The sequence below is a fragment of the Paraburkholderia sp. CNPSo 3076 genome (genome assembly GCF_026343935.1).
GTDB classification, from domain to species: domain Bacteria; phylum Pseudomonadota; class Gammaproteobacteria; order Burkholderiales; family Burkholderiaceae; genus Paraburkholderia; species Paraburkholderia nodosa.
On record NZ_JAPMAL010000015.1, the window covers coordinates 66,627 to 91,440 of the forward strand.

Annotated in this window: 26 protein-coding genes; 18 read left to right on the plus strand and 8 right to left on the minus strand. The window is 60.3% G+C overall.

Translation table 11 applies throughout. The features are described 5' to 3' along the window. Positions 1–130: 130 nt before the first annotated feature. The 10 genes from M3A49_RS18440 to M3A49_RS18485 all read left to right on the plus strand — a co-directional run bounded on the left by M3A49_RS18440 (position 131) and on the right by M3A49_RS18485 (position 8,601). Complete coding sequence (locus tag M3A49_RS18440) at positions 131–1,681, plus strand: amino acid adenylation domain-containing protein (protein ID WP_266230059.1); 1,551 nt, start codon at positions 131–133, stop codon at positions 1,679–1,681. A gap of 26 nt (positions 1,682–1,707) precedes the next feature. After that, on the plus strand, positions 1,708–1,944 hold the full coding sequence (locus M3A49_RS18445; protein WP_266230060.1) for a phosphopantetheine-binding protein: 237 nt from the start codon (positions 1,708–1,710) through the stop codon (positions 1,942–1,944). Further along, positions 1,941–3,008, plus strand: a complete 1,068-nt coding sequence (locus M3A49_RS18450) for a 3-oxoacyl-ACP synthase III family protein (RefSeq protein WP_266230061.1) — start codon at positions 1,941–1,943, stop codon at positions 3,006–3,008. Before M3A49_RS18445 ends, M3A49_RS18450 begins: the two co-directional genes overlap by 4 nt. A gap of 13 nt (positions 3,009–3,021) precedes the next feature. Next, the gene (locus tag M3A49_RS18455) at positions 3,022–3,246 is read left to right on the plus strand and encodes an acyl carrier protein (protein WP_266230062.1); all 225 of its coding nucleotides are present in this window, start codon (positions 3,022–3,024) and stop codon (positions 3,244–3,246) included. An 18-nt stretch (positions 3,247–3,264) separates the two neighbouring features. Next, a complete protein-coding gene (locus M3A49_RS18460; protein WP_266230064.1) occupies positions 3,265–4,014 on the plus strand; it encodes an SDR family NAD(P)-dependent oxidoreductase in 750 nt (249 codons plus the stop codon). An 11-nt stretch (positions 4,015–4,025) separates the two neighbouring features. Next, positions 4,026–4,775, plus strand: coding sequence for an SDR family NAD(P)-dependent oxidoreductase (locus M3A49_RS18465; RefSeq protein WP_266230065.1), 750 nt, complete (start codon positions 4,026–4,028; stop codon positions 4,773–4,775). Further along, positions 4,706–5,446 (plus strand): acetyltransferase, encoded by a 741-nt coding sequence (locus M3A49_RS18470; RefSeq protein ID WP_266230066.1) that lies wholly within the window; start codon positions 4,706–4,708, stop codon positions 5,444–5,446. Before M3A49_RS18465 ends, M3A49_RS18470 begins: the two co-directional genes overlap by 70 nt. A gap of 8 nt (positions 5,447–5,454) precedes the next feature. Continuing rightward, a complete protein-coding gene (locus tag M3A49_RS18475; protein ID WP_266230068.1) occupies positions 5,455–6,321 on the plus strand; it encodes an arylamine N-acetyltransferase family protein in 867 nt (288 codons plus the stop codon). Positions 6,322–6,329: 8 nt separating this feature from the next. Further along, entirely contained in the window at positions 6,330–7,157 is an 828-nt protein-coding gene (locus M3A49_RS18480) for a phytanoyl-CoA dioxygenase family protein (RefSeq protein ID WP_266230069.1), read from the plus strand. Between the two features lie 304 nt (positions 7,158–7,461). After that, positions 7,462–8,601, plus strand: a complete 1,140-nt coding sequence (locus tag M3A49_RS18485) for a tyrosine-type recombinase/integrase (RefSeq protein ID WP_266230070.1) — start codon at positions 7,462–7,464, stop codon at positions 8,599–8,601. Positions 8,602–8,806: 205 nt separating this feature from the next. On the opposite strand, the gene M3A49_RS18490 is transcribed toward M3A49_RS18485, so the two are convergent. The 3 genes from M3A49_RS18490 to M3A49_RS18500 all read right to left on the minus strand — a co-directional run bounded on the left by M3A49_RS18490 (position 8,807) and on the right by M3A49_RS18500 (position 13,671). Further along, a complete protein-coding gene (locus M3A49_RS18490) occupies positions 8,807–10,972 on the minus strand; it encodes an ATP-binding protein (protein WP_266230071.1) in 2,166 nt (721 codons plus the stop codon). After that, positions 10,969–12,378, minus strand: coding sequence for an SIR2 family protein (locus tag M3A49_RS18495; RefSeq protein ID WP_266230072.1), 1,410 nt, complete (start codon positions 12,376–12,378; stop codon positions 10,969–10,971). The genes M3A49_RS18490 and M3A49_RS18495 overlap by 4 nt, the downstream gene beginning before the upstream one ends. A gap of 147 nt (positions 12,379–12,525) precedes the next feature. Further along, positions 12,526–13,671 carry a hypothetical protein gene (locus M3A49_RS18500; RefSeq protein WP_266230074.1) on the minus strand — a complete coding sequence of 382 codons (1,146 nt, stop codon included), beginning with the start codon at positions 13,669–13,671 and terminating at the stop codon, positions 12,526–12,528. A gap of 323 nt (positions 13,672–13,994) precedes the next feature. Here M3A49_RS18500 and M3A49_RS18505 point away from each other — a divergent pair, with 323 nt between their 5' ends. Continuing rightward, the gene (locus M3A49_RS18505; RefSeq protein WP_266230076.1) at positions 13,995–14,642 is read left to right on the plus strand and encodes an Eco29kI family restriction endonuclease; all 648 of its coding nucleotides are present in this window, start codon (positions 13,995–13,997) and stop codon (positions 14,640–14,642) included. Between the two features lie 101 nt (positions 14,643–14,743). On the opposite strand, the gene M3A49_RS18510 is transcribed toward M3A49_RS18505, so the two are convergent. The 5 genes from M3A49_RS18510 to M3A49_RS18530 all read right to left on the minus strand — a co-directional run bounded on the left by M3A49_RS18510 (position 14,744) and on the right by M3A49_RS18530 (position 19,459). Then, positions 14,744–15,178 (minus strand): very short patch repair endonuclease, encoded by a 435-nt coding sequence (locus tag M3A49_RS18510; protein WP_266230077.1) that lies wholly within the window; start codon positions 15,176–15,178, stop codon positions 14,744–14,746. A gap of 4 nt (positions 15,179–15,182) precedes the next feature. After that, positions 15,183–16,121 (minus strand): Eco29kI family restriction endonuclease, encoded by a 939-nt coding sequence (locus tag M3A49_RS18515; RefSeq protein ID WP_266230079.1) that lies wholly within the window; start codon positions 16,119–16,121, stop codon positions 15,183–15,185. Further along, positions 16,121–17,335 (minus strand): DNA cytosine methyltransferase, encoded by a 1,215-nt coding sequence (locus tag M3A49_RS18520; protein ID WP_266230080.1) that lies wholly within the window; start codon positions 17,333–17,335, stop codon positions 16,121–16,123. The genes M3A49_RS18515 and M3A49_RS18520 overlap by 1 nt, the downstream gene beginning before the upstream one ends. A gap of 499 nt (positions 17,336–17,834) precedes the next feature. After that, positions 17,835–18,674, minus strand: a complete 840-nt coding sequence (locus M3A49_RS18525) for a hypothetical protein (protein WP_266230081.1) — start codon at positions 18,672–18,674, stop codon at positions 17,835–17,837. Between the two features lie 26 nt (positions 18,675–18,700). Beyond that, the gene (locus tag M3A49_RS18530; protein WP_266230082.1) at positions 18,701–19,459 is read right to left on the minus strand and encodes an HNH endonuclease; all 759 of its coding nucleotides are present in this window, start codon (positions 19,457–19,459) and stop codon (positions 18,701–18,703) included. A 287-nt stretch (positions 19,460–19,746) separates the two neighbouring features. Between M3A49_RS18530 and M3A49_RS18535 the strand changes: the two genes are divergently transcribed. From M3A49_RS18535 to M3A49_RS18565, 7 genes are all read left to right on the plus strand, one after another. Then, positions 19,747–19,875 carry a hypothetical protein gene (locus M3A49_RS18535; RefSeq protein WP_266230083.1) on the plus strand — a complete coding sequence of 43 codons (129 nt, stop codon included), beginning with the start codon at positions 19,747–19,749 and terminating at the stop codon, positions 19,873–19,875. Beyond that, on the plus strand, positions 19,868–20,335 hold the full coding sequence (locus M3A49_RS18540; RefSeq protein ID WP_266230084.1) for a hypothetical protein: 468 nt from the start codon (positions 19,868–19,870) through the stop codon (positions 20,333–20,335). The genes M3A49_RS18535 and M3A49_RS18540 overlap by 8 nt, the downstream gene beginning before the upstream one ends. A gap of 93 nt (positions 20,336–20,428) precedes the next feature. Then, positions 20,429–21,394: a DUF932 domain-containing protein gene (locus tag M3A49_RS18545; protein WP_266230085.1), complete on the plus strand. Its 966-nt coding sequence runs from the start codon at positions 20,429–20,431 to the stop codon at positions 21,392–21,394. Positions 21,395–21,465: 71 nt separating this feature from the next. After that, positions 21,466–22,461 (plus strand): YqaJ viral recombinase family protein, encoded by a 996-nt coding sequence (locus M3A49_RS18550; RefSeq protein WP_266230086.1) that lies wholly within the window; start codon positions 21,466–21,468, stop codon positions 22,459–22,461. Between the two features lie 68 nt (positions 22,462–22,529). Beyond that, entirely contained in the window at positions 22,530–23,447 is a 918-nt protein-coding gene (locus M3A49_RS18555; protein WP_266230087.1) for a phage capsid protein, read from the plus strand. After that, positions 23,444–24,415: a hypothetical protein gene (locus M3A49_RS18560; RefSeq protein ID WP_266230088.1), complete on the plus strand. Its 972-nt coding sequence runs from the start codon at positions 23,444–23,446 to the stop codon at positions 24,413–24,415. The genes M3A49_RS18555 and M3A49_RS18560 overlap by 4 nt, the downstream gene beginning before the upstream one ends. A 98-nt stretch (positions 24,416–24,513) precedes the next feature. Continuing rightward, entirely contained in the window at positions 24,514–24,771 is a 258-nt protein-coding gene (locus M3A49_RS18565; RefSeq protein ID WP_266230089.1) for a hypothetical protein, read from the plus strand. The last annotated feature ends 43 nt before the right edge of the window (positions 24,772–24,814 follow it).

The following is a 24,814-nucleotide window of genomic DNA, read 5'->3' on the forward strand; positions in this document are numbered from 1 at the left end:
CATCGAAATGCCTTGAATTGACAGGCAAATGCCGGTCTGTTCGCACGATCTTGCCGCCGATGCCAGTGTCAGAATGGCCTCAAACTCGGGACAGCTCCGCGATTGACTTTCAGAAACGTGAATTAGCGCCATGATGATTAATGTTGTCGAATATTTCGAAGCGGGTGCGCTAGCCCAGCATCCGAAAAAAACCGCCATCGTGGATGGCGAGCGCAGCTACACGTTCAGCGAACTGGAAGTTCACGCCAAGGAATTCGCCGCCGCGATCCGCACGCGCCTGAGCACGCCGAATCAACCCGTTGCCGTGTTCCTGCCCAAGTGCGCCGAAACGATCTTCGCCGACCTCGGCATCGTCTACGCCGGCAACTGCTACGCGAATCTCGATGTGAAGCTTCCCGCAGCACGTCTGAAGCTGATTCTCGAGAATCTCGCCGCGCCCCTCGTGGTGACCACGGCTCGCCTCGCCAACACGCTGCGCGACGTCGGTGTGCCCGATACAGCGTTGCTGCTCGTGGAAGACGTGATCGGCGCCGGCCTGCCTTGGGCCGACATCAAGCTCGAGTACCGCCTCGATCACGTCATCGACACGGACCCGCTTTGCATCATCCACACGTCCGGCTCGACGGGCGTACCCAAGGGCGTGGCGCTCAATCACCGCTCCACCATCGATTTCATGGACTGGGCCTTCGCGCGTCTCTCGCTCGATGGCAGCGAAGTCATCGGCAGCCTGTCGCCGCTCTATTTCGATATCTACTCGCTGGAACTGTTCCTTTGCCTCGCCAAGGGCGCCACGCTCACGTTGATTCCCGAGCAGACGGCGGCTTTTCCGGCGACCTTGCTCCAGTATCTGATCGAGCGGTCGGTGAGTTTCATCTTCTGGGTTCCGACGATCATGGTGAACATCGCGAACCAGGATCTGCTCGCGAAACTGCCGCCTGCCGCGTTGAAGAAAGTGTTGTTCGCGGGCGAAGTCTTCCCTACGCGGCCTCTGAACTATTGGCGCAAACATCTGCCGCAGGCCATGTTCGTCAATCTCTACGGCCCCATCGAGGCCACGGTGGATTGCACCTATTTCGTGGTGGACCGCGAACTCGGCGACGACGAAAAGCTGCCCATTGGTTTTCCGTGCCGCAACTCGGACGTCCTCATCCTCACCGACGAGGGCAAGGCTGCGCAGACGAACGAATACGGCGAGCTATGCGTTCGGGGCAGCTCGCTCGCGCTCGGCTACTGGAACAATCCGCAGAAAACGGCTGACGCGTTCACGCTCAATCCGCTGCGCACGCAGTATCCCGAACGCATCTACCGGACCGGCGACCTCGTCTATCGCAACGAACACGGCGAGATCATGTTCGTCGGCCGACGCGACTTCCAGATCAAACATCTCGGCTACCGCATCGAGCTGGGCGAGATCGAGCATGTCGCGTTGCAGGTGGAAGGCATTAGCCAGGCTTGCGTCGTGTACGACGCGCAGCAGAAACAGATCGCGCTGTATTTCGAATCGGCCGACGACATCGCGGCAGGCGTCATTCGCGCGCGGCTCGGCCAGCATCTGCCGAAATACATGCTGCCGACTGTTTGCGAGCGCGTACAGTCGATGCCCCGCAATCCCAATGGCAAGATCGACCGGCTTGCGCTGTCGGCAAAGCGGGCTGCAGAGCAGCAGGCCGTCGACGCATAAATGGCTCATGAACACGGAGTAGAAGTATGTTGAACGCAAAGTTGATTGAATTGCTCGCGAGCGTGCGTCCGGAATCCGATTTCGCACGTTCCAGCGATTTTCTGGATGACGGCCTGCTGGACTCGTTCGACATGCTGGCGTTCGTCTCGACGCTCGATAACGCCTTCGGCATTTCGATCGACGGCCTCGACATCGTGCCGGACCACTTTCGCAACCTGGAATCGATCAGCGCGTTGCTGAGCCGATACGAGGTCACCCAGTGAACCTGCTTTTCGAGAGCAAGCGCATTGCAGCGTTGCTGACGGTCGTACCGGCGAACGAGCAATCGTTCATCGACGACATGAAGGCCTTCGATTTCCCCGAAGCGCGCTCGCGCAAGCTCATGGAAGTGATGGGCTACGACCGCCATCGCCTCGTCTCGCCCGGCACGTGCGTTTCGGATCTCGCCGTATTCGGCTTCGAGCATCTGTTCGACAAGCACGGTCTCGAGCGCGACAGTCTCGATGCGCTGATCCTCGTCACGCAGACGCCGGACTATCTGATGCCGCCGACGAGCAGCATCATCCAGGGCCGTCTCGGCTTGAAGCAGGACATGTTCTGCGTCGACATCAATCAAGGCTGTGCCGGGTTCGTGATCGGACTGATGCAGGCCTTCATGCTGCTCGACCAGAAGCACATCCAGCGCGTCGCGCTAGTGAACGCCGACGTTATCAGCCGCAAGACCTCGCCGCGCGATCGCAACAGCTATCCGCTCGTCGGCGACGCGGCTTCGATCACCGTCGTGGAGAAGGCGTCCGCAGCCGGCACGACCCACGCGAACGTCAAGTTCGACGGCACGCGCCACGGCGCATTGATGATTCCGGCCGGCGGAATGCGCATGCCGTCGTCGGCGGCAACCGCCGAATTGAGCGACGCAGGCGACCACAATTTCCGCGCGCTCGACCATCTGACGATGGAAGGCTCGGACGTGTTCACGTTCGTGCAGACCGAAGTGCCGCCGATGATCGCGTCGCTTTGCGACGATGCGGGTGTGTCCAAAGAGCAGATCGAATGGTTTCTGTTTCATCAGCCGAACCGCTTCATGCTGCAAAAGCTCGCGGACAAAATCGGCATTCCGCATGCGAAAGTGCCGATGAATGTCGTGGAAAAGTACGGCAACAGCAGCGGCGTGACGATACCTATGGCCATCGTCGAGAATCTCTCAGAAGTCCTGAATGACCGCGAAGCCCTTGTGTGCCTCGCCGGTTTCGGCGTGGGGCTGACCTGGGCGTCGATGCTCATGCGTCTTGGCCGCCTGGATGTGTGTGAAATGGTGCAGTACGCGTAACTGGAGTATGCAAATGGAAAAAGCGAAATTTTATGCCGACCTGGCCGAACTGCTGGAAGTCGACGAGATCGATCCGGCGCTGGCGCTGGATCAGTACGACAACTGGGACTCGCTGACCGCGCTGGCGCTGATCGCCATGCTCGACAAGGAGTTTGGCGTGTCGATGACCGCCAAGGGACTCGGCCAGTTTGAAACTGCCGCCGATCTGTACGCCGAACTCGACAAGCTGAAGGCCTGACCAGCCATGTCGCATCCGTTGGGCCTCGCGGGCCACAAGATTCTCGTGACAGGCGCCGCGTCCGGCATCGGGCTGGCGACCGGGCGGCTCTTGCGCTCGCTCGGCGCGTCCGTCGTCGCCGTCGATTATGACGAGAGCCGCCTGGCGCACAACTGGGGCGACGATCCGACCGGTGGCAGCACCAGCCATTGCTTCGACCTCCTCAATACCGAAGGCATTCCCGCCTTCATGAGTGATGTTACAAGCAAGGAAGGCACGCTCTCGGGTCTCGTTCACGCCGCCGGGCTCAGCTCGATCTCGCCGACGCGCCTGCTCACGCCCGCGCGGTATCGCGATGTGTTCAGCGTCAATGCGGAAGCCGCGCTGGCGCTACTGCGCGGCTTCCAGAATCGCAGCGTCTGCCGCGAAACCGGCGGGTCGGTTGTCTTCATCTCGTCCGTGATCGGCCTCGTCGGCTCGGCCGGCGGCAGCGCGTATGCGATGTCGAAAGCGGCGCTGAGCGGACTCGCCAAATCGGCGGCGCTCGAATACGCCCCCCGGAAAATCCGCGTCAACTGCGTCGCGCCGGGGTTCGTCCGGACCGCCATGTACGAGCAGAATTCACGGTTGTGGAGCGACGCCCAGCGCGAACAGATCGAAGCCGCGCATCCGCTGGGGCTCGGCACGCCGGAAGACGTCGCCAACGCTGCGGCATTTCTCGTTGCCGACGCCGCGCGCTGGATCACCGGCACCGTGCTGGTCTGCGACGGCGGGTACACCGCATCGTGAGCGAAGCGTCCATGAATCATGCACTGTGCAGTCTCGTGACCGGCGCATCGTCGGGGATCGGCCGGGCGACGGCCATCCAACTTTCCAGCACGCGCCGCCTCTTGTTGCATGGCCGCGACCGCACACGGCTAGAGGAAACGCGCCGACTGTGCGCGAATCCCGAACACCATCTGCTGTGGGCCGCCGATTTGTCGGCGGTAGACGCAATCGAGGCGAGCTTGACGGATTACCTCGCTTCCCACGGCGTGCGCATCGAAGAGTACGTCCATTGCGCGGGTATGTGGAATATCGGCCCGCTGCGGCTGCTCGAACGCGCGACCGCAAGCGAAGTCATGAACGTGAATTTCATGTCGGCCGTGGAAATTTCGCGCCTGCTCACGAGGCGCAAGATCAACGACAAGGCGCTGCGCAACATCGTCTTCGTCTCGAGCACGGCCAGCCAGTTTGGCGCACGCGGCACGAGCATCTACTGCGCAAGCAAGGGCGCGCTGGACGCCTACATGCGCGCGCTGGCTGTCGAGCTCGCGCCCAACGTTCGCGTGAACTCGGTGCTGCCGGGCGCGATCCGCACGCCCATGACGGAGTCGATGCTCGCGGACCCCGTGCTGCTCGAACGCATGGAAAGCCACTATCCGCTGGGACTCGGGCGCGAGGACGATATCACGCAGGCCGTGGCGTTCCTGCTGTCGGAATGCGCGCGCTGGATCACCGGTCAGCAACTGGTGGTCGACGGCGGCCGCACCATCAACATTTCTGGCTGACGCCCCACACCGCCATCATGGAAACACGCAAGAATCTCGTTATCGTCGGCGCGGGCGATCTTGGCAGGGAAGTGCTCGTCTGGGCCGAACAGGCCATCGCCGCGGGCACGCCGTGGCGCATCAAAGGCTTCCTGGACAGCCGCCAGCACATACTTGGCCCTTACGATTGCGGCGCGCCGCTGCTCGACTCGCCCGAGGAATATCGCCCGGATAGCGACGACGTGTTTCTGTGCGCCATGGGCGACCCCGCAAGCAAACGCAAATACGCTGCACTGACGGAAGCCAAAGGCGCGGTCTTCGCCACGCTGATTCATCCGACCGCGCTCGTCGGCACACGCGTCGAGATCGGTGCAGGTTCCATCGTTTGCCCGTTCACGCAGTTGTCCTGCGACATCCGCATCGGCCGCCACGTGATGGTGGGCACGCACAGCAGCGTGGCGCACAACACGGAAGTCGGAGACTTCAGCCAGATTTCCGGCGGCTGCCAGCTCAATGGCCACGTCAGTGTGGCCGAGAACGTCTTTCTCGGCAGCAGCGCCACCTTGCTGCCGAAATGCCGTGTCGGCGAAGGCGCATATGTCGGCGCGGGCAGCGTGGTCCTGCGGCGCGTCAAGGCGCGCACGAAGGTCTTCGGCAATCCCGCGCTGGCGTTCGGCGAAGTCGAGGCCTGACTCCGGACATGAATTCTCGTTCGCCCTGCTCGACGCTGAGCGACCCGCGCGCCTATCTCGCGCAGCTAGGCTACGACACGCCGCCGCCGCCCACGCTCGACACGCTACGCGCGCTGCAAGAGCGCCACGTTTGCCGATTCCCGTTCGAGAACCTGTCGACACTGCTGCGTTTGCCCGTTCCGATCGACACGCAATCGCTGGAACACAAGATCGTGCACGGCGGCCAGGGCGGCTATTGCTACGAGCTCAATCTGCTTTTTCTCGCGCTGCTGCGAGCGTTGGGGTTCGACGCGCGGGGTGTGACGGGGCGCGTCGTGATGGGCACCCGCGAAACGGCGTGGCCTCCGCGTACGCATCTGCTGATCCTCGTGACGTTCGAAGGGCACGGGGACTACATTGCCGACGTCGGATTCGGACGCATGGTGCCGAGCGTCCCGCTGCGTCTCGTCGCCGACGAGCCGCAAGCCACGCCGCTTGAGTGTTTCAGCCTCGTTGCGGGCAATGGCCAGTATACGCTTCAAGCGAAAATTTCGGGCATCTGGCGCGCGCTTTATGTGTTCGATTTGCAGCGCCAGGAAGAAATCGACTTCGAGATCGGCAACTGGTACATCTCCACGCACCCTACGTCGCCGCTCGCCTTGCAACTGATTGTCGCGCGGCCGGGGGTTGGGCTGCGCAAGAGCCTGATCAACGGCGCCTACGCGGTGCACCACATAGACGGCGCCACCGAGCGGCGGCAGATCGACCGCGCGGGCGAACTGCTCGAACTGCTCGAACATGAGTTCGGCATTCGCGTGCCGCAGTATCCCGCTTTAACCAGCGTACTGGAGCGCCTTCTTTGCCACTCCTCTCAAACAGGCGTTCGATCGCCCTGAATACAGCCATGGCAAACACCCAAAAAGCGATTCCCGCGGGCCTGACCGAACTGGTGAGCCGGGTATCGTCAGAAACGTTCGATCTCGACGTCTATCGCCGGGCGGGCTGCTTCGTCGTGCGCGGCGCGATTCCCGCTGCCGTGGTGCGCGAATGGCAAGCCGAGTGGGATGCGTTCTACCAAACCATTCAGGCCGGACGGGACGTCAACAAGGCCAATCCCGTCGCGCTGGCCGAGCAACCCACTGGCCCGCTCGCCGAGATGTATCGCGAGCCCGCGCTCGTCGACGTCATGCGCACGCTGTTCGGCGAGCACGTCGCGCTCTACAACCATCGTTTCGTCATCAAGGACCGGTTCAGCACCGGCAAGGTGTTTCTGCACCAGGATTCCTGCTATCACCTCGGCAATGTGAACAAGTGCAGTTTCTTCGTCCCGCTGACCCACGCGGACAAAGACAACGGCGCGATGACATTCCATGTGGGCTCGCACCGGCTGGGCTTTCTCGGCGACGCCGGCGAGATCAACCCCGACAGCTTCGAAGTCGAGTGGCCGAAGATCACGCCCGAACTGAGCCCGGGCGACTTCGTTGTCATGAACAGCGCGCTGTGGCACGAGTCCGGGCCCAATACGTCCGGGCGCGACCGTGTCTTGGCGGACACCATCGTTCAACCCGCCGACGACCCCACGGGCGAAGCGCTCATCTGCGGCGAATGGCAAACCGATATTTTCTTTTCTCACCACAACTGCATTCGCTACTTCGCCAATTCGCGCGTGCTGCGCAACATGCGCTACGAGAAGGAACTGGCGTCGCTGCGCGAAGCGGCGCCGGCGGCCTGAGGCGGACGGGCGCGGCCCTTTGGCTTGTCCGTGCGGATTGCCCGCCGGGCGCTAACAGACCTTAAAAATAAAAAAGGCTTGTGCCAGTCGCACAAGCCTCTATTCATTCGCGCAAACAGACTTTGGCGCGCCCGGCTGGGATCGAACCAGCAACCCCTGCCTTCGGAGGGCGGGAAATTCGATCCGCGCCCATCCAGCGACATCCAAAATAATTACTCAAGCCACTGATTTTACTTAAAAATAAGTACATTGCCGTCTGACAAGATCCAGCCTAGAATTTCCGTACAGTTTCCGTACGAATATCATGGCCACCTCTATCATCAGCAAGACCGCACGCGACCGACTGCCCCCGCGCCGGGAACCCTACTTCACTCGGGTTCAATCCGGTCTCTACGTCGGGTTCCGTAAACTAGTCGAGGGCGATGGAACCTGGATTGCTCGTAGACGCAACGAGGCGGGCAAACAGGAATATAAGGCGCTCGGTACCCTCCCGAACTTCGATGACGCGGTGAAAGCTACCCTCGAATGGTTGAAGGCTGTGGACGCCGGGGTGTCCACCAAGACCACGACAGTCAAGGATGCCTGCGAGCACTACGTCAAGCATCTGGGACTGCACAAAGGCGCCTCCAGTAAATCAGACGCCGAAGGTCGCTTCAAACGGCTTATCTACAGCGACAAGATCGGTCGCATTGACCTGTCGAAGCTGCGCACCTCGCACGTGAAGGATTGGCTCGCTGAGCAAATCAGTGAAATCGAAGAGGCCGCCGAGGACGAAGATGACCTCCGGCGCGCCAAGGATTCGGCGAACCGCAACCTCGCTTCGTTGAAAGCAGCGCTGAATCTCGCGCTACATGATCGCCTCGTCGCAACCGACGCAGGATGGAAAACCGTCACGAAGTTCAAAGACGTCGGGCGTCGCCGGCAGTCGTTTCTACCGGCAGAGCAACGAACCGCCCTAATCAATGCCTGCCCGGAAGACATCCGGCAACTTGTCAAATCTATGTTGTTCACCGCAGCTCGCCCGGGCGAGCTCGCACGCGCCTGCGTTAAACATTTCGACCGCCAGCAAGGCACACTCGGCCTTGATGGGAAGACCGGGCATCGCATCGTTTCGCTGTCGTCGGCGGCGATCCGCTTCTTCGAGGAGCAGACCAAGGGCAAGATCGCCAACGCCCCCATCTTCTCAACAGAGTACGGCCAGCCTTGGAACAAGGACTCGTGGAAGAAGCCTTTCAAGGAAGCGGTCAAATCAGCTCAGCTTCCTGCTTCTGCAGTGATGTACTCGCTCCGCCACACGGCGATCAGCGAAATGATTTCGAGCGGCATCGACAGCTTTGAGGTGGCCCGGATGGCCGGGACGTCGACCGAGATGATCGACAAGCATTACGGACATTTGCGCCACGACCGCATGCGAGCGAAGCTCGATGCGATTGACATCATCTAGAACAAACGGACCGAGACCCATACGCCGGAGCTTGCCGGCGTTGGTTATACAACGCCAAGGCACAAGCACGCAGCTCATGGCCGCCGATTCCTGCGGCACTCACGCGCCCCTTGGGGAACTTTCGGCCAGCTCCGTCCCCGAATGCAGCCCCGCCCTAGCTTTGAGCTCAGTCACGCAGAAGCCACGCATAGGGCGGCCAACAACATTAAACCAATCCACTGTTCTCACCATCATCTCCGTCGGCTTCGGAATTACTCCCCGACGGCTCCTCGTCGCCAGTCGCTAAGCCTGACCATTCGCGCGCAATGGTAGCCCAGTCAACCCTTCTTTCAGATGCGCCAGTCCACACATCCCAAAAATCAGGATCATCGGACTGCGGGCGATGCTCGGTCGGAAGCTCGTCCATTTCAACCAACACGGGAATAGGTGTTGCCCAGCCCAACAGAATCGCCTGGCGCGACGGTAGACTGGGCAATTCTCGAAGCAAGCCTCCGACGTTGTCTGGGACAAGACGCCCAACGAGGTCCTGATCGCTATCGTTCACTATGCGATGCAGTAGGAACGTGTTGCACTGCGCAAGGACCGTCGGCGAAAGCTCCGATGGACGCTGAGACGATAGAACCAAACCAAGCCCGAACTTGCGGCCCTCGCGAGCGATGCGCTCAAATACTTCGCGGCACATTTGCGCGGGCGACGCTACGGACGCTTCGTCCTCTCTGCCGCGCCGTACGAAGGTGTGCGCTTCCTCCAGAACAAGTACGGTCGGAAGCGCTTTGCCCTCTGGGTGCTGGCGCCGATAACGCTGCATGGATTCAAAAATGAGCCGTGATAGGACGGCGACGACAACATGGACCACATCCGACGGAACCAAGGATAGGTCGACGATGGCCAGCGGCCCGTTGGCAGCACCATCGTTGCCAACATAATCTTCCAACCAGTCGGTAAAGGTCGTCGGAGGATCACGGGCAATGACCGATCCCAGTCTCTGGTCCGCGAGCATGCTTTTGATCCGGAGGCCAAGCGTGGACACGAAAGCCGCCACATTGCCACCTTGTTCGATCGCCACGCGCTCCAAGTGATCCGCCAAAAGCGTTACGTCGAACGGCCTCGGCGCATCTTCGCTAATGGGCGCAGTACTGGCGAGGTCCGGCAGGGTCTCGGCGACACTAGTAAGTGAGCTCCGAACCGATTCGAGGTCGACTACGGAAAAATCGTTGAAATACTGCCCTGAGCGCCGACCGTCAACAACTCGTTTGGTTAAAGTTGCCGTTTCGCTCAGAGAGGCCTTTACATCCGCATCGGTTACCGATCCGGCGAACTCCTCGACGTCGGCAGCAATCGTCTCTAGAAGTCTCGCGCATTCAAACCGGACTCGCGCGGCGCCGGCGAAGGCCTGCGTGCCCTGGTTCAACAACGCACCCACACGAACTGCGTATGAAACAAGGTATCGACGAACAATGGCTTCCCGCGGCACACCTTCCGTCTGTCCACTTTTAAGCTCCCGAATGCCTTGGAACAGCATGGGCCGTTGCGCACCAGGCTGAGCATGGGCGACGGATGCCCATTCATGCCCGTTCCACATCCATGCAGGAACATCGAGCGGTCGCACCGGCGCCTCGACGGGCGGAACGCGGAACAATCGGTGCTTGTCGCCAAAGTCACGAAAGCCTTTCGCGTACTCGCCATTCGGGTCCAGCACGACAAACCGGCTGTTAGGTTGATCAGTCGCCAAGCCTCGTTTCACGCGCTCCTGCCGAGCGGCATCCAGCGACCATCGGATCAACCCTGCGACTGAGCACGATTTACCACTTCCGGTATTGCCCAGCACCGCCAAATGCCGCCCGAATATTTTGTCGGGGTCAACCATAATGGCCGCGCTGGCGGTCATGGGCGAGGACCCGATCCTGACACGTTTGTCCGAGTCCTTAGCTCCGACTATGGCTTCCACCTGAACCGGTGTGGGCATCAATACCTGATCCCCGACTGACGGGAAGGCGACAACCCCGCGCGACAACTCGTACTTGACCTTGTTCGTGTGCCGATCGCGGACGGTCGTCAAAGTGCCAACGGGCGCAACAGCCATCCGCCGCAGCGGAAAAGGAAGATCGATGAGCCCGAGGTCCCTAGAACCTGGTCCTTTGGGATAGCCGGACCGCTCGACGCCGACCCAGCTTATATAACAAACCGTGGCGCCTGCTTCGTTGGGTACCAGAACGTAACCATTTATCCGTGGAAACGACGCCGGAGTACCCGTGTTCAAGGCCGTTGCTTGCGGCGCTTCCATCTCAAGCACCAGTCGAATTTCGTTTGGCGACACCGACTCAACCGTGCCGACTACCAATCCCGCGAGCTGTTCGATGGGGCTGGTCATAAAGGCACCTCAAAATCATCGCCGCTCGACGATGATGCAGATGCAACGCCGGTTTCGGTCACTGGCGGCGGCGTGCCCGGCAGAGGCGGCGGAGCAGAGCCGGTTCCCCCGCCATCGCTACTACCATTGCTCGCATTCGACGACGCGAAAGGGCGATTCTTGAGCAACTCGGTCATCCGGCTCGTGATGAAGTCGATCGCCGGCTTGGGCAGATAATGCGTGACAAGGTTTTGCAGATGCGCGAAATGCGCCCCAACGAGGAGTGATATTTGCGCGGGTCGGGCCGCGTTGTTATAAAAGGACTGGACCCGGTCAAATGACTCGGGTTTCATCCCGAAAGCGATGATCACTATGTGCGTGGATGGAATGGAGAGCATGTCGAGCAGAACACGGTTCACGTGATCGTCGCCAAAGCCATAACCGTAGATGACCAGCACCGAATTAGCCCGGCATAATGCCGCCGCAAAGTCCCGAAAGAGTTCGGCATAGGGATAGGCCGTCGTTTCTACATCTTTAGCCGGATTCGGATAGATCATCACTGTATCGATCGGCTGCCGAGGTACGTCCGAATGATCTCTGCCGGCGCCGAACGGAATGCCGACGCGGTGCATTTGCTTTGTTCGAGGATCGATGTGCCAGTCAAGGGAGCCGTGAAGCTTCGTTAGCCGGATCACTCCCTCCATGAAACGCGGCTCGCCACGGATGCCGGGCGGGTTGTAGTGCATGTCAACATCAACGCGAGTTGAACGGAAAACGGGATTGAGTGCCCCAACAAACCTGTCGATAATGCGTATCCCGGCTAAATCGCACCCATACTCGATCAGTCGGTCGTAGTTCGTCGTGAATACGTGGAGCCGTTCTCGCGATGCCGATCGACTGGCGAAGCTCAAGAGGAACGATTGAACTACTGACACGCCAGCCTTCCAGTTGTCGTCGCTTGCCTGCGCAATGGCACGTTCGGTGTCCAGTAAGGAGCCAAGGAAGTTCAGCAAAGCAGCGTCCATGCAATCCTGCAAAGCTCGTTGATCGTCGACATCACCGATGACCTTCAAACCGTCGAGTACCATCAGCGCGCTGCGAAACTGATCCTCAATATTTGCATCGCCCCGCCCCATGGACGCCGCAGAATTTTTGGCGTACGCGTCGATCCTGTCGTCATACTTCGAACCGAAAGCAACCGTACCCATGCCAGTTGCCGCAGCCTTCGTTTGATAGCTGACGGCCGCTGTGAAGCCACTGCCGATCAAGAGGTTAAGATGCTCGGACTGAAAAACGGCAGATAGCCAAGGTTCAATGTGCCTGCGGGCGGCCGCCGCGAACTCGTCCAACGCGCCCTCCTCGGTCGGTATCTCACTGAACCACTGTTCATTCGCCCCCACCTTGTATCCATGCAAGTCCCACGGCATACCGTCCCCCTTTCAAAACGATGCGAGCAGGTGAAACCAAAAGATACGATCGGCAATCGGGAAGTTCATACCCTTTCGCGCACTGCATTCAACCATTTTCCATTTGCCACTAGAGCAGGTGTTCTCAGCTGGCGCAGCACCTGTTGGTCAAGCATTTGCGTTTGGATACGACGTCAAGGATGAAACGGCTTCCACGACACGCGCAAGGTGCGCTTCATAGGGCGTATCGATGTTCGAGTTGTTGGTCTTTTGAGCCCAATATTCTCGTTGCTGCGTGTACCAGGATCGCAGATTAGGCGCCGCGTCCCGGATGAATGTCTCGGGGCTTTCCCGGTGAAACGTATGGTTCGTGTAACGATGCGGTTGCGCATAGTACAACGCGTAGTCTTCGCACTGAGGCAGGCAGGCGCGATGCCCATAGTGAAGCGCATAGGGTGCATGAAGGTACGGAAACTCCGGCAAGTTCTCCTCGGCCAGCCACCACACCTCCGCGTCGTTTGCGGACAGCTTTCGGCAGCACACCTCGCACGTTGCGCCCCGTCGTCCTGCGAGGGGCTGGGCAATAGGTTGCAGTATGTTTTTTCGTATGTTTTGTTGGATCGTCGAGAGCTTCTCTGTCCGCGTCTGGCCGTGCGTCTGCCCCAGAAAAAACCACAAGATCCAGGTTGAACTCGCTATCGCTATCGAGCCAATAACGACCATGGCCACGATCGATAGCGGCGAGGCGATCAGCGTTCCGACAAGCTGCAGAACGAATCCTATTGAGAGCGTGATACTGCCTAAGATCGCAAAGAAGTTGAGAACTGGCTCGTACTGTATGTTACGGGTCGCCATGTCATGGATCGGCGGCAACTGCCTAAGCGTCGAAATACGCTCCTGCCTGGCGGTCAGTTGCGCCCCCGCTAGCAATGTACCGCCGATGACCCCGAGCACCATCCCCAGGGTGTTGAACACGGTGGCAAGCGTATTTTGGTAGGCCGCGGAACGGTTACTGGCTTCCATCGTTTCGATCCGCTGCTCCTGCACCCGGTCCGCCTCTTGCGCGCGTCTTACCTGCTTTGCCAATGCGGCCTGCCGGTTTGACATCGCTCTAATCGTCTCCGATTGCGCGCCGAGGGCCGCACGATCGGCGGCTTCCTGGTGTTCTAATGTGTCGGTCTTTTGTAATCGCTCGCCCGGTGGATTCCCCCCCTCCTTAAGGCTCTCAGGTGCTGCGGCTGCCAGCGCTAGGCCACCGCCGAAGATAAGCGCGATAACTACGGCTGCGCGTTCAGCGTGTTTGCGAAAAGGCATCGTGTGTGATCGGCATGTAAAGGAATGGGAGCAACACTGCCATCCGACTCGTCGCGATCTTATTCCTTAATGGAAAGTCTGGGGCCGAGATGGGGATGATGCGCAATCTTTTACGGCGCGATACCGTCAGCGCTCAAATAAAGACGCGGGCAGAAAGCATCGAGCCGCAGTGTACCCAGCATTGGTCAGCCGCAATCGGCACGTCGCCGCTCATCGCAGGGCGGATTCGAACCAAAGCGACTTCAGCCCCGCAGTGGACGTGACCACCTCAAATCAAAGTTCTGGGACAATGCACGGAAATCAATACTCGCCTGGAAGCGTCCTTGAGCACACAAGAACCGTACAATCCGCTCGCCAAATCCAACCTCGGGGAAAGCATCGCCGGAGCGCTGTTACGCACTCCAGCTTACCCGCTAAGCGATACCAAGCGCTTGGCGGGTGCGGGCATCTACGCCCTTTACTATATCGGTGACTTCCCGCCCTACGCCCCCATGAGAGACAGCAATATCGAAGGCCGCTTCGAGAGGGCTATTTATGTTGGCAAAGCCGTTCCGAAAGGTTCTCGCAAGGGTAGTCTTGAACTTGAAACGGCGACGGGAAATGCGCTGCACCGACGCCTTAGCCTGCATAGGCGTTCAATAATGACGGCAAGTAACCTCGAATCGGAAGACTTCCATTATCGGGCGCTAACGGTGGATGATGTCTGGATTTCGCTTGGCGAACGAGTGGCAATCGAGAGATTCCAACCCCTGTGGAACAAAGTCATTGATGGCTTTGGCAACAACAAGCCCGGACAGGGTAGAGAGGGTCAGGTGAAATCGCTATGGGACACGCTTCATCCCGGAAGGAGAAGCGAATTGCCGGATAACCCACTAACCGAAAGCGCGATCAGGCTCCGGATTCAAGACTTCTTTAGCGGCCAACTCCCCGCATCAGAACTGCTGACTGAAGTGGACGAAGACGAGTCATAGAGGCAAGGGTGCCTCCTGCGGACGAGCCATCGAAGCGCTAGAGGGCAAGCTTCGGCGCATTACCAATGCCTAGGTAAGGTGATGCGCAACCCAAGCATAAGCTAGTTACAGTTCCCAAGTCGATCGTACTGCGGCGCTAGCCTAATTCTGCCCACTAGCCCAGCTAGCATTTCGGCCTTTCGAGTTTCACATTCCCAGATTACAAGAACGTTCCAGCCTAATGCCTCCAATTCGGCTGTCTTGCGGGCATCACGCGCTACATTACCCGCCAGTTTCGGCCCCCAGAAGTCCAATCGGGACTTCGGCAGCCGGCTCGCGGGACAGTCCGGGTGGCAATGCCAAAAGCAGCCGTGCACGAACACAACGATACGGCGACTACGAAAGACCAAATCGGGCGCCCCCGGCAAACGCCGGTCATGGAGGCGGTACCGCAAACCAGCCGCATGCATCGCTTTGCGCACCCGCATTTCGGGCTTAGTGTCCCGGGAGCGCACCAAGGCCATCTGGGCGCTACGGGCAGGATCAACGGCACCCATTGCCTTATTCCGATGGAGGCTCGCTGGCAACGCCTATGGCCAAAGTATCCTCATCGTCGATAACTTCTTCCGCCGTCATAGCCGCGTTCTGAGCGAACGAGGCCAGAAATTGCCGGACGATGCGTACACGACTGCGGTAAGGTTGATTGACAGTGAAATGTTCGGTAATGCGCTGTGTTATGACGTCGGGAGACATCTTGTCTTCCAAGGACTCCGCCATTGCCCAAGCACGCCCCGGATGCATGACGTCCCAAGGGGAGCGTTTGTTGGCGCGTGTTTTCGCAGCGTCGCCGTGCTTGCTTATGCCCCAGCATATCCCAACTTCGTTGTTCCAGATCGGTTTAAACGTGCCGATCAGGTGGCGTTCCGCGACCAACTGAGCATTGGTCGCGCAAACCAAACGTCGGCACAGGAAGTCTTCGACTTTCAACGGATGTGCCAATCCGTTCTTGGTGGCATATTCACCCACAGTCTTGATCATACGTCGATGATCCGCAAGACGACCGTATAGCTGGGGCCCTTGCTCGCGCGATGTTCGGGCGTCGGCAGCTTTAGGATCTGCCTTGCCAACATATATCGGCGTCTCCGAGTGTGCGACGGCGGCATACGCGGGATGCTCACCTTTGTAGTAGATCGCGTAGACCCCAGATCCGTACGTTCGAGCGATGCGTGCAAGCGGCACCCTGTCCTGGGCTATCAACGCTAACGCGACCAGGCGTCCGGCCGTCTCTGGATTGGTCGGGTCAAACGATGCTCCGGGATCTTTTATGGGATCAAGATCTGAGCGGGCATTCTCGATCTCGCCCATGATAGCAAGCAGCTCGGCCATGGCCTTATTGGCCGCAGGACGTGTAAGCGTCGGCAACAACCCTTTTAGGACCGCAAGACGCTCCCGCAACTCGTCAATTACCGCCTGTTCAGGGCGATTTGCTTTTTTGACCATCAGGCCGCCGCTTGCTCTTCGTTACCAACGGCAATCGTCCTCGCGATCCACTCGCCCATCGCTGCTGCAAGGGGCGCTGGAACCGCATTACCAAGTTGCCGCATGCTTTCGCTCCAGGAGCGCGGAAATAGATAGGTGTCTGGCAAACCCTGAAGACGCGCGGCTTCACGAGTCGTGAAATACCGTACCGACTGGTCGTCCCGCACCATCATGTTTTCGCCACCCGGAACCCCGTGGTCACCGGCCTTGAGTGCCTTAGCCGGTTGGTCCAACGGGCTGCCGGTATGACCAGGATAAACGCGCGCGCCATCCTGGAATACGTGATTCCGCTCACCATTCGGCTCGCCAAGCCCTGCCAGCGCATCCCGCACCGTGACCCACGGCTTTCCCGCAGGGGGCTCTTCGAGTGACCTAAGGCGTTTCACCAAAGTGCGGTCGATGGTCGGGATCTCGGTATCGGCCGGCCGTTTCAACTCATGCCGACACCAATAGTCACCACTTACCCACTGATCCCAGAGAAGTCGTTCACGCGAATGGGTCGGCACTGGGTGAGCCAGTGTAACGCCAAGGTCCGAGCGAATACCCGCTACGATCACCCGATGTCGCTTTTGAGCAGCACCATAGTCAGCTGCGTTGACCTGCGCCACAAGTACGCTATATGCCGGTGGCATGTTCGACGCCTCTAGCCGCCGCGTGTGGGCAAGGTGATCCTCTTCCGCGCCCCGCACCATCTCCGGATGGTGCAAATGCGCGATGATCCAACGCAGGTAATGCGCAAATGTAGGCCGAACAAGTCCGCGAACGTTCTCAAAAAGAAAAGCACTTGGGCGCGCTTCGCGTACGGCACGGATTGCTTCCGGCCACATGTCCCGCGCATCGTCCTGTCCACGATGCTTTCCGCCGATGGAAAATGGCTGGCACGGGGGGCCACCAGCGACGAGGTCAAGACCCACAAAGCGCTGCCAGTTCACGTCCCGCACATCGCCGGGCTTTTCAATCGGCCATTCGCGCACGTGCTTGATACCGCGCTTGCGATTGTGAATTACCGTTGCAACCGCATCGGTATCCCATTCGACCATGTATTCGTGATGGAAGCCGGCGCGGGAGAGGCCAAGAGCCAAGCCACCGCAGCCGCTGAACAGCTCGACGCTACGCATCATGACCTTCCCCGGTATGTAGATTGAGCGGAAGTTGGCCGCCGTTTGCTTGTTCAATGAGCCTTTCCGCTGCGCGTCGCACAAGCCAAGCGATAGCCACGCCATTTTCCTTCGCGATTCTCTCTAACTCAGCGTACTGCTGCCGATTGAATGTCGTTGTCACACGCACTGCGTCCCGCCCATCTTTCCCCATTACTCCTCCTTCCGCGGCTTTCCGCAGCGATCCGCGGCTATGCCATTTTGCCGTGAAAAGAGGCGTCGTACAAGCTACGAACGGCACTTTGTTCCCAACCGCCTCGCAACGAGCACGAATGATCTGTATATATATACAGTATTTTGAGCAGGCATGTGCGCCCTGTTCGCATCGCTCTCGTCGTGTTGGGTGCCACAGAAAGTGAAAACTGCCAGGTAAGTGAGAAAAACTACTGCCACAGATAGCGAAAAAATCCGATCGCTCGTACAAAGACAGACGCCCGGCATGACCGGGAGTTGTTTTGAGGGGACGTTCGGCGGCACCGCTTCTTTGGCTCGGCGGGCATCGCTTATCGTGTGGACCTTACCCTCGCCTCACTACTGCATCTTCAAGCCGCTGGAGCAGTGCAATCGAGTCCGCAGCGGCAAGCTCGGGAAAATGCGCCGGGCTGAACCGGATATACATCGCCAGGCCGCCTGTGGAAGTAAAGCGTGGCTGAACAATGCGCATGTGCTGTAGAACGTCAAACAGTCCTTCGTCCAGAGTCAGAAACCGGACCCTGAGACGAATGGGAAATTGCCGGGCGACCGCCTTGACCATCGCGACACGCGAGATGGAGTGGACATCGGCGAGCACGTTATGGGTGTTCGGTTCGGTAGGCTTGATGACCTTGCGCGCGGCGTCGCTCCCATACAGGCAGGCGAGGAAGAGCACCACGATTGGGTCATTGGCGGCTAGCCCGGTCAACAGGGCGAGCCGAACGAGTTCGTTTTCGACCCTCGGCCGCTCGCGCCTAGCCACCTTCTGGGCAATGAGCGGAGCTGCCTTGACGAGGAAATTGGCGCGTTCGTCCCACTGGCTCTCCTTCATGCCCGTAAAAAGCCCGGCCACAGAGTCCTTGCGGCCGCGCAGATACGCTGCGTCCGTGCTCGCCTGCCTGAAGAACTGGCCGATCGCACCGGTTTCCGTCTCCAAGCACGCGGCCTTTTCCTCTGTGCTGTCTTCCCCCTTCTTCTCGCCCTCCATAATGGACAGCAGTGGGCTAAGACTGTGCTCCGGCACATCGAGCGTTCGCAGCCACTCAAGGTAGGCTTGCTTTTTCGGATCCGGCTGCGCCCTGCCCGCAATGGCGTGCTTGATGAGCGAGATGACGTTACGGTCAAGTAGGAAGAGAGCTTTGGTCTGCACGTATGCGGAACTCATTGCGAATGCCTCAGATGTGATGGACCTCAGTCATCCAGCGCCCCTTCGCGCGCGATGAACAGATCGCGATGGCGTTTCAGCTGGTCGAGGGACGGGTGGTCGTCCAACTCGAGGGGAAGCGCAGCGAGGCGGCGACCGCGATACTGGGCGTACTCCGTCCATTCCAGTGACCGCGATACGACTACACGCCACTCGGCATCGACCGAGATCAGGTGTAGATCGAACAACGTGTGGATGTCGGCGCGCAGCAAAAGCCCGTTGGAGGTGGCGTAGTTGGTCTCGACCGCATGGGGGACGATGTGCGCCGCCTCGAGCAACGGCTCGACCGTTGAGCCGCTGACGGCACAAGTCGTTCGGTACTTGCTCAGGAGCCGGTCACGGAATTCGTCCTGGCCACGGCGCGTCTTGATGGCGACCAGTTGTCGGTCCTCGCCATCCTGTCCGCCATTGGCGGTACCAGCAGCCGGCGCGTCGAGGCTGGTGACTGACGTCGCTGCTTCACCCACCGGAGCGGCGCCGGCGTGATGTCCGCCGGACGGCTCAGATGTGAAGCGGCGGAAATCCACGTACTGCTGCTTGAGGTTGTAGCCTACTGTCCGCCATCCCGCACGCTGCCAAGCGGCGGCCCAGACATGCGAGTCCGTGTTGCTCCAGAACGGCGGGTGGTCGTAAGCCGAGGGCGGCAGGCGCGTCGGAAGCATCCTGCTGATCTCTTCAAACGTAAGCCGCGTGGTATCGCCCGGCTGGTTGCGCAGATGCGCTTCGAGGGCGTCGTATTTTGCCATGTCGTTAGGGGCTGCACGCTTGGCGCGCCGCATGGTTGATTCCGCAGCGATAGCATAACGGCAAACATTCGACGTATGTTCGGGAGGCCAGCAGTGCTACGGATTTCAGCGATGAACGCAAGCGCGAATGCTAACCCGACTGCGGCGGAGAACCAGCGACCGCATAGATCGCAGCTACTCATCCCGATTCAAAAGGAGAATAAACCTATATCACCGCAGCGAGCCTGGCCATCGCCGTGGCTCGCCGGTGCAACTCTGCATTGGCGTTCCTTTTCCTGGAGCTCGCGATGCTGTATCCCTCTCCACTCGATTATCTCACCGCGTTCGCGCTCGCCTTCGCCGGCGGCGCACTGTGCTCGATCTGCATGTACAAGCAAATCGACAGGGTCCGCAAGGGGGCCAGCGCGCATGCATAGTCGCCCGTCCTTCCTACCCTTCGATGATGACGAACACGCCTGGCTACCGGAACACCCCCACCAGGAGCCCGCCATCGAACCACCGAGCTTTCGGTCCGATATCAACTCTCAGGCGGAGAGCGGGCGCACTCCCTGTCCGCAGTGTCAGTCGGCGCAAACCGAACCGCGCCACACCGCACGGCGCATCGGAGGTGCGGTCGGGGCTGCGGCCGGCGCGACCGGCGCCATCGCACTCGCCCTGTCCGGCGCGGAAACCGGCGCGGCGGTCGGTGTGCTCGCCGGACCTGCCGGTGCCGTGTGCGGAGCCATCGCAGGTGCCGTAATTGCCGGCCTCATCGGCGGCACGGCCGGCTGTGCAACCGGCTCCGTGTTCGGAGAGGTGATCGACGACAAGGTGCTCGACAATTTCCGTTGTCACGCCTGCGGACACACGTTCAGTCGCCACAAAGCATCTACCTGATCGGTAGTTTTTCTCTTCGGCAGTATCCACTTCATTTTTCTCGCATCTGCTCGGCCTCGCGCCGGGCTTTATGCCGTTTACAAGGAGCTATTCATGCATCTCGTTCAATCAATGGCCTATGTCAACGAAATCCCCTGGCATGGCCTCGGCAACCAACTATCACCCCGGCAGCCGATCGAAGTCTGGCAAAAACAGGCGGGTATGGACTGGACAATCGAATCGGCCGAGGTTCGATACGTCGCCGGCGGTGCCAGCAATCTGGGATCGATCCACGCCTTTCCCGAACAGCGCGTGTTATTTCGCTCCGACACGAAAGAACCATTGTCCGTCGTGTCGTCGAGGTATCAGGTCGTGCAACCTCGGGACATTTTGGAGTTTTATCGCGACCTCACAGAAGTCGGCGGCTTCGAACTGGAGACTGCGGGCGTACTTAAGGACGGCAAGAAGCTCTGGGCACTTGCTCGCACGGGTCAGTCCGCCACTCTCAAAGGCAAAGATACCGTCAACGGCTACCTGCTGCTCGCCACTGCATGCGACGGTACGCTGGCTACCACAGCGCAGTTCTGCAGCGTGCGCGTGGTCTGCAACAACACGCTTGCCATCGCGCTCGGCGATAGCGCGGGAGCAATCAAGGTCCCGCATCGATCCCAGTTTGATGCCGCCACTGTAAAGCGGCAACTCGGCATTGCCATCTCGTCGTGGGACGGCTTCATGGTCCGCATGAAGGCACTGGCCGAACGCAAGATCAGTGACTCCGTCGCCGAAAAGTTCTTTCAGCGTGTGCTCACGTACCCGGCGGGCGGACCCGGCACGCCAACGCCCACCACCAACGATCGCGCGATCAAGGCGGTGCAATCGCTGTACGCCGGCGAGGGGATGGGCGCAATGCTCGCTTCGGCATCCGGCACGGCGTGGGGTCTTGTGAACAGCGTCACCGAGTTCGTCGATCACCAGCGCCGTGCCCGCAGCGAAGATCATCGGCGCGATGCCGCGTGGTTCGGTGCGGGTGCCACGCTGAAGCAGCGCGCGTTCGACGAGGCAATGAAGCTGATCGCCTGACCATGTTCTCAACGTCATAGCAGCCCGGCCGGGATGATCCCCGCCGGGCTTCTTCATTTTCGGAGGTAGCAATGTCACATGCTCAACCGGCTGGAAGTGGCAGAAACCGTCCGGCCCTGCGGCTCGTGGAAACGAAATCCCTCTCGCGCGAGGACTGGCTGGAGGTCAGAAAGAACGGGATCGGCGGCTCAGACGCTGCCGCTGCCGTGGGCCTGAATCCGTACATGAGCCCGCTCGAACTGTGGCTCATCAAGACCGGGCGCGATGCAAACCTGCCCCGCCCCAATCCTCAGGACACGAGCGAACCAATTTACTGGGGAGCTTTGCTCGAACCCATCGTGGCGGCGTCCTACACCAAGCAGACCGGCAACAAAGTCAGGCGTGTCAATGCGGTGCTCCAGCATCCAACAATCCCCTTCATGCTCGCCAATGTCGATAGGGAAGTCGTAGGGTGTCGCGACGTGCAATTGCTCGAATGCAAGACCGCTGGCGAATTTGGGGCACGGCTCTGGCGTGACGGTGTGCCCGAGTACGTGCAGCTTCAGGTACAGCACCAGCTCGCGGTCACCGGCAGGCAGGCGGCCGATGTCGCCGTGCTGATTTGCGGCCAGAAGCTCGAAGTGCATCGCGTGGTGCGTGACGATGCGCTGATCGCGCGGCTGATCGAACTGGAAGCAGCGTTCTGGCGATTCGTGGAGACCGACACCCCGCCTCCAGCCGACGGTTCCGATTCAGCGGATCGCGCGCTGCGCAGCCTGTATCCCGGCGCAGGCGGCACGGTTGATTTCACCGATGACCGTCGCCTGTCGTCGGCGTTTTCTGATCTGGTCGCGGTACGAGCCGACATCGAGGCTCGCCAGCATGTCGAGGCGCAATTGAAGCAGAGCATCGCGCAGGCAATGGGCGAAGCCGACCGGGCCGAGTTCGAGACGGGCTCGGTTTCATACAAACGCAGCAAGGACGGCACGGGCGTCGATCTCAAACGCCTGCTCGCCGATCACCCGCACTTCACCACGCAGTACGCGATCACGAAAGCCGGTTCGCGCCGGTTCCTCGTGAACACCTGACTTCCTGCCGTTCCTGCTGCGCCCTTCCTTCAATTCATTTCCACTGTTTACATATACAGGAGAGTTCCATGCTCAAAGGCCTGGCTATCACCCCGCCGATCATCGGGCGGATTTCCATCGGTCGCGTTGTCGAGAAGAACGGCAAGCGGCTGCCCGAGAAGGACGACCAGTTCACCATTACCACACAGGTGCAGGGCCGGGACGGATGGCACTTACATCCTGTCGATGCCGAGTTGAGAAAATCGAATACCGGCAAGCTGCGCACGATTCCCGTCCGTTTTCTCTTCGCTGACCCCGATCTCAATCTGCGTGCCGAATTCTCGTGCTTCGACCGCGAGAGCGGGCGCCCCGTGTGCGTCGGCAATGGCGAGACCTGCCGCCGTGCGGGGAAGGCCGGCGTTGAGGAACTGCCGTGCCCGTCGCCGGATGGGTGCACCTTCGGGCAGGGCGGTGCCTGCAAGCCCTACGGCCGGCTGAACGTGCTGATCGGCGACGAGGACGAGATGGGCTGTTTCATTTTCCGTACCACGTCTTTCAATTCGATACGGACCCTCGCCGCGCGCCTCCACTACTTCGCTGCGGTATCGGGCAACCTGCTGGCCTGCCTGCAGCTGGAACTGAAGCTGCGTGGTAAGTCCACGACGCAGAGCTATCGGAGCGCGATCTATTACGTGGATCTCGGCGTGCGATCCGGCAGCACGCTTGAAGCGGCGATCACGGAAGCCCGCGAGCTGGATGCGCGTCGCCGTGCGGCGGGTTTCGATCAGGCTGCACTCGATGCCGCAGCACGTGCCGGTTTCAGTAACGGCGCATTCGAGGACAGTATCGAGGAAAGCGCGGCCGTCGCCGAAGAGTTTTACCCGCCCGATACCGGTCGCAGCGACAGTCACGGTGACAGTAACGCCGAGTCCGGCGATCCGCCTGCTTCCGGCCTGCGGGGCAAACTCGAACAGCGCGCCGCGTTACTCGGCGGGAAGGCGGCATGATTCTCGTCCGCCCTGCTCTGCTTCTGGCGGTCGTGGCGACGGGAACGGCGATCAGCATGTCCGTGCTCGCTGGCTGGCAACGCGGTGGATGGCTTGCCGAACGGCTGGTGTGGGTCGCGATCGGCGTCGTGCTCGTCGCTGGCGCGCACCTGCTGCCCGCACTTTGCCGGTCGGCCCCGCTGTCCGGGCGCGTGGTCGGTGCCGTGCTATGGCTCGGGTGCATGGGGGCGGCGTCGTATGGGCATGCGACCTTCTTTCTGCTCTCTCAGCTTCACGCAGGGGAACTTCGCGTATCGGCTATTCCAGTCGCCAGTATCCCGCCTCACCGGGAACGGACCGCCGTGATGGCTGACCGGGCATCGGTCATGGCTGCACTGGCGCGTGCAGACGCACGACGTTGTATCCGTGACTGCCCGACATGGCAGGCGCGTCGAACGTCACTCGCAGCCCGACTCGATGCGCTCGACGCCGAAGCCTACGATATCCGCCGGTATCAAACGATCGAAGACGGTAACGCCGAGCGCCGCGTGACTGCGCGTGACGATCCTGTCACGGCACGACTCGCGATGTTCTGCGGAATACCGGAAGCGCGGCTGGATCTGTTCGCAGGCCTAGGCTTCGCGGCCGTACTCGAAGGCGTGGCCTGTCTGCTATGGTGGCTCGCACTGACTCCCCCGACCATAGAGTCGCCCGTTACTGATGGTCACAGGGTAGCGCACGACGTGACTACCGAAACGGCTCCAGTAACGATGCTCGCCCAATCGCACTCGCCGACGACCATCCAGTCAACTGTTCCCCCAGTCGTACAGCCGACCGTCACGCGCCCAGACTCCGACCTCGCAAGGCTACAGCACGACATCGAATCCGGGGCCGTCAAACCAACTGTCGCCGGTATCCGTCGGCACCTCGGCTGCTCCCAGGCCAGGGCTTCTGCCTTGCGCCGACAACTCGCCGACCTCACGGCATAAGCCGGGCGCGTTCTGCGCCCGATCTCTTTTCCATCACGACGCGATCACGCTATCCGGTTCTTCGGAGGCCCGTGCTCGCCCTTTATCTGGAGCAATTCATGCATGAAACGACATTCGTTCATCTGCCGCCACGCCTCTGTCCCGTGACAAAGGGGCTCGGCGTCGTGGCCGGTATCACGGCTCTCAGTTTCGCCGCAGCTTGGGCTTTCGAGCAGTACCGCCAGCGCGAGCTGGTCCGCGTCCTCGCCTCGATGCCCGGTGTCATCAGCCTCTTCCCAACGCTCCGAGCGCACATGGAGGTGCCCAGGCAATTCGGTGTAGGCGTTCCGCTGAAGCCGAGCAACCGTAGACCGTAACTCCCAGACCTGTTCGACCGGCGCACTCCGCCGGGCTTCCCTT

Coding starts and splice junctions, on each gene's coding strand:
- M3A49_RS18465 (WP_266230065.1), top strand. CDS start 4,026: ATGAATCATGCACTGTGCAGTCTCGTGACCGGCGCATCGTCGGGGATC.
- M3A49_RS18550 (WP_266230086.1), top strand. CDS start 21,466: ATGTCACATGCTCAACCGGCTGGAAGTGGCAGAAACCGTCCGGCCCTG.
- M3A49_RS18480 (WP_266230069.1), top strand. CDS start 6,330: ATGGCAAACACCCAAAAAGCGATTCCCGCGGGCCTGACCGAACTGGTG.
- M3A49_RS18470 (WP_266230066.1), top strand. CDS start 4,706: ATGCGCGCGCTGGATCACCGGTCAGCAACTGGTGGTCGACGGCGGCCG.
- M3A49_RS18445 (WP_266230060.1), top strand. CDS start 1,708: ATGTTGAACGCAAAGTTGATTGAATTGCTCGCGAGCGTGCGTCCGGAA.
- M3A49_RS18560 (WP_266230088.1), top strand. CDS start 23,444: ATGATTCTCGTCCGCCCTGCTCTGCTTCTGGCGGTCGTGGCGACGGGA.
- M3A49_RS18540 (WP_266230084.1), top strand. CDS start 19,868: ATGCATAGTCGCCCGTCCTTCCTACCCTTCGATGATGACGAACACGCC.
- M3A49_RS18555 (WP_266230087.1), top strand. CDS start 22,530: ATGCTCAAAGGCCTGGCTATCACCCCGCCGATCATCGGGCGGATTTCC.
- M3A49_RS18565 (WP_266230089.1), top strand. CDS start 24,514: ATGCATGAAACGACATTCGTTCATCTGCCGCCACGCCTCTGTCCCGTG.
- M3A49_RS18525 (WP_266230081.1), bottom strand. CDS start 18,674: ATGAGTTCCGCATACGTGCAGACCAAAGCTCTCTTCCTACTTGACCGT.
- M3A49_RS18440 (WP_266230059.1), top strand. CDS start 131: ATGATGATTAATGTTGTCGAATATTTCGAAGCGGGTGCGCTAGCCCAG.
- M3A49_RS18455 (WP_266230062.1), top strand. CDS start 3,022: ATGGAAAAAGCGAAATTTTATGCCGACCTGGCCGAACTGCTGGAAGTC.
- M3A49_RS18500 (WP_266230074.1), bottom strand. CDS start 13,671: ATGCCTTTTCGCAAACACGCTGAACGCGCAGCCGTAGTTATCGCGCTT.
- M3A49_RS18535 (WP_266230083.1), top strand. CDS start 19,747: ATGCTGTATCCCTCTCCACTCGATTATCTCACCGCGTTCGCGCTCGCC.
- M3A49_RS18545 (WP_266230085.1), top strand. CDS start 20,429: ATGCATCTCGTTCAATCAATGGCCTATGTCAACGAAATCCCCTGGCAT.
- M3A49_RS18475 (WP_266230068.1), top strand. CDS start 5,455: ATGAATTCTCGTTCGCCCTGCTCGACGCTGAGCGACCCGCGCGCCTAT.
- M3A49_RS18490 (WP_266230071.1), bottom strand. CDS start 10,972: ATGACCAGCCCCATCGAACAGCTCGCGGGATTGGTAGTCGGCACGGTT.
- M3A49_RS18530 (WP_266230082.1), bottom strand. CDS start 19,459: ATGGCAAAATACGACGCCCTCGAAGCGCATCTGCGCAACCAGCCGGGC.
- M3A49_RS18495 (WP_266230072.1), bottom strand. CDS start 12,378: ATGCCGTGGGACTTGCATGGATACAAGGTGGGGGCGAATGAACAGTGG.
- M3A49_RS18485 (WP_266230070.1), top strand. CDS start 7,462: ATGGCCACCTCTATCATCAGCAAGACCGCACGCGACCGACTGCCCCCG.
- M3A49_RS18515 (WP_266230079.1), bottom strand. CDS start 16,121: ATGGTCAAAAAAGCAAATCGCCCTGAACAGGCGGTAATTGACGAGTTG.
- M3A49_RS18510 (WP_266230077.1), bottom strand. CDS start 15,178: ATGGGTGCCGTTGATCCTGCCCGTAGCGCCCAGATGGCCTTGGTGCGC.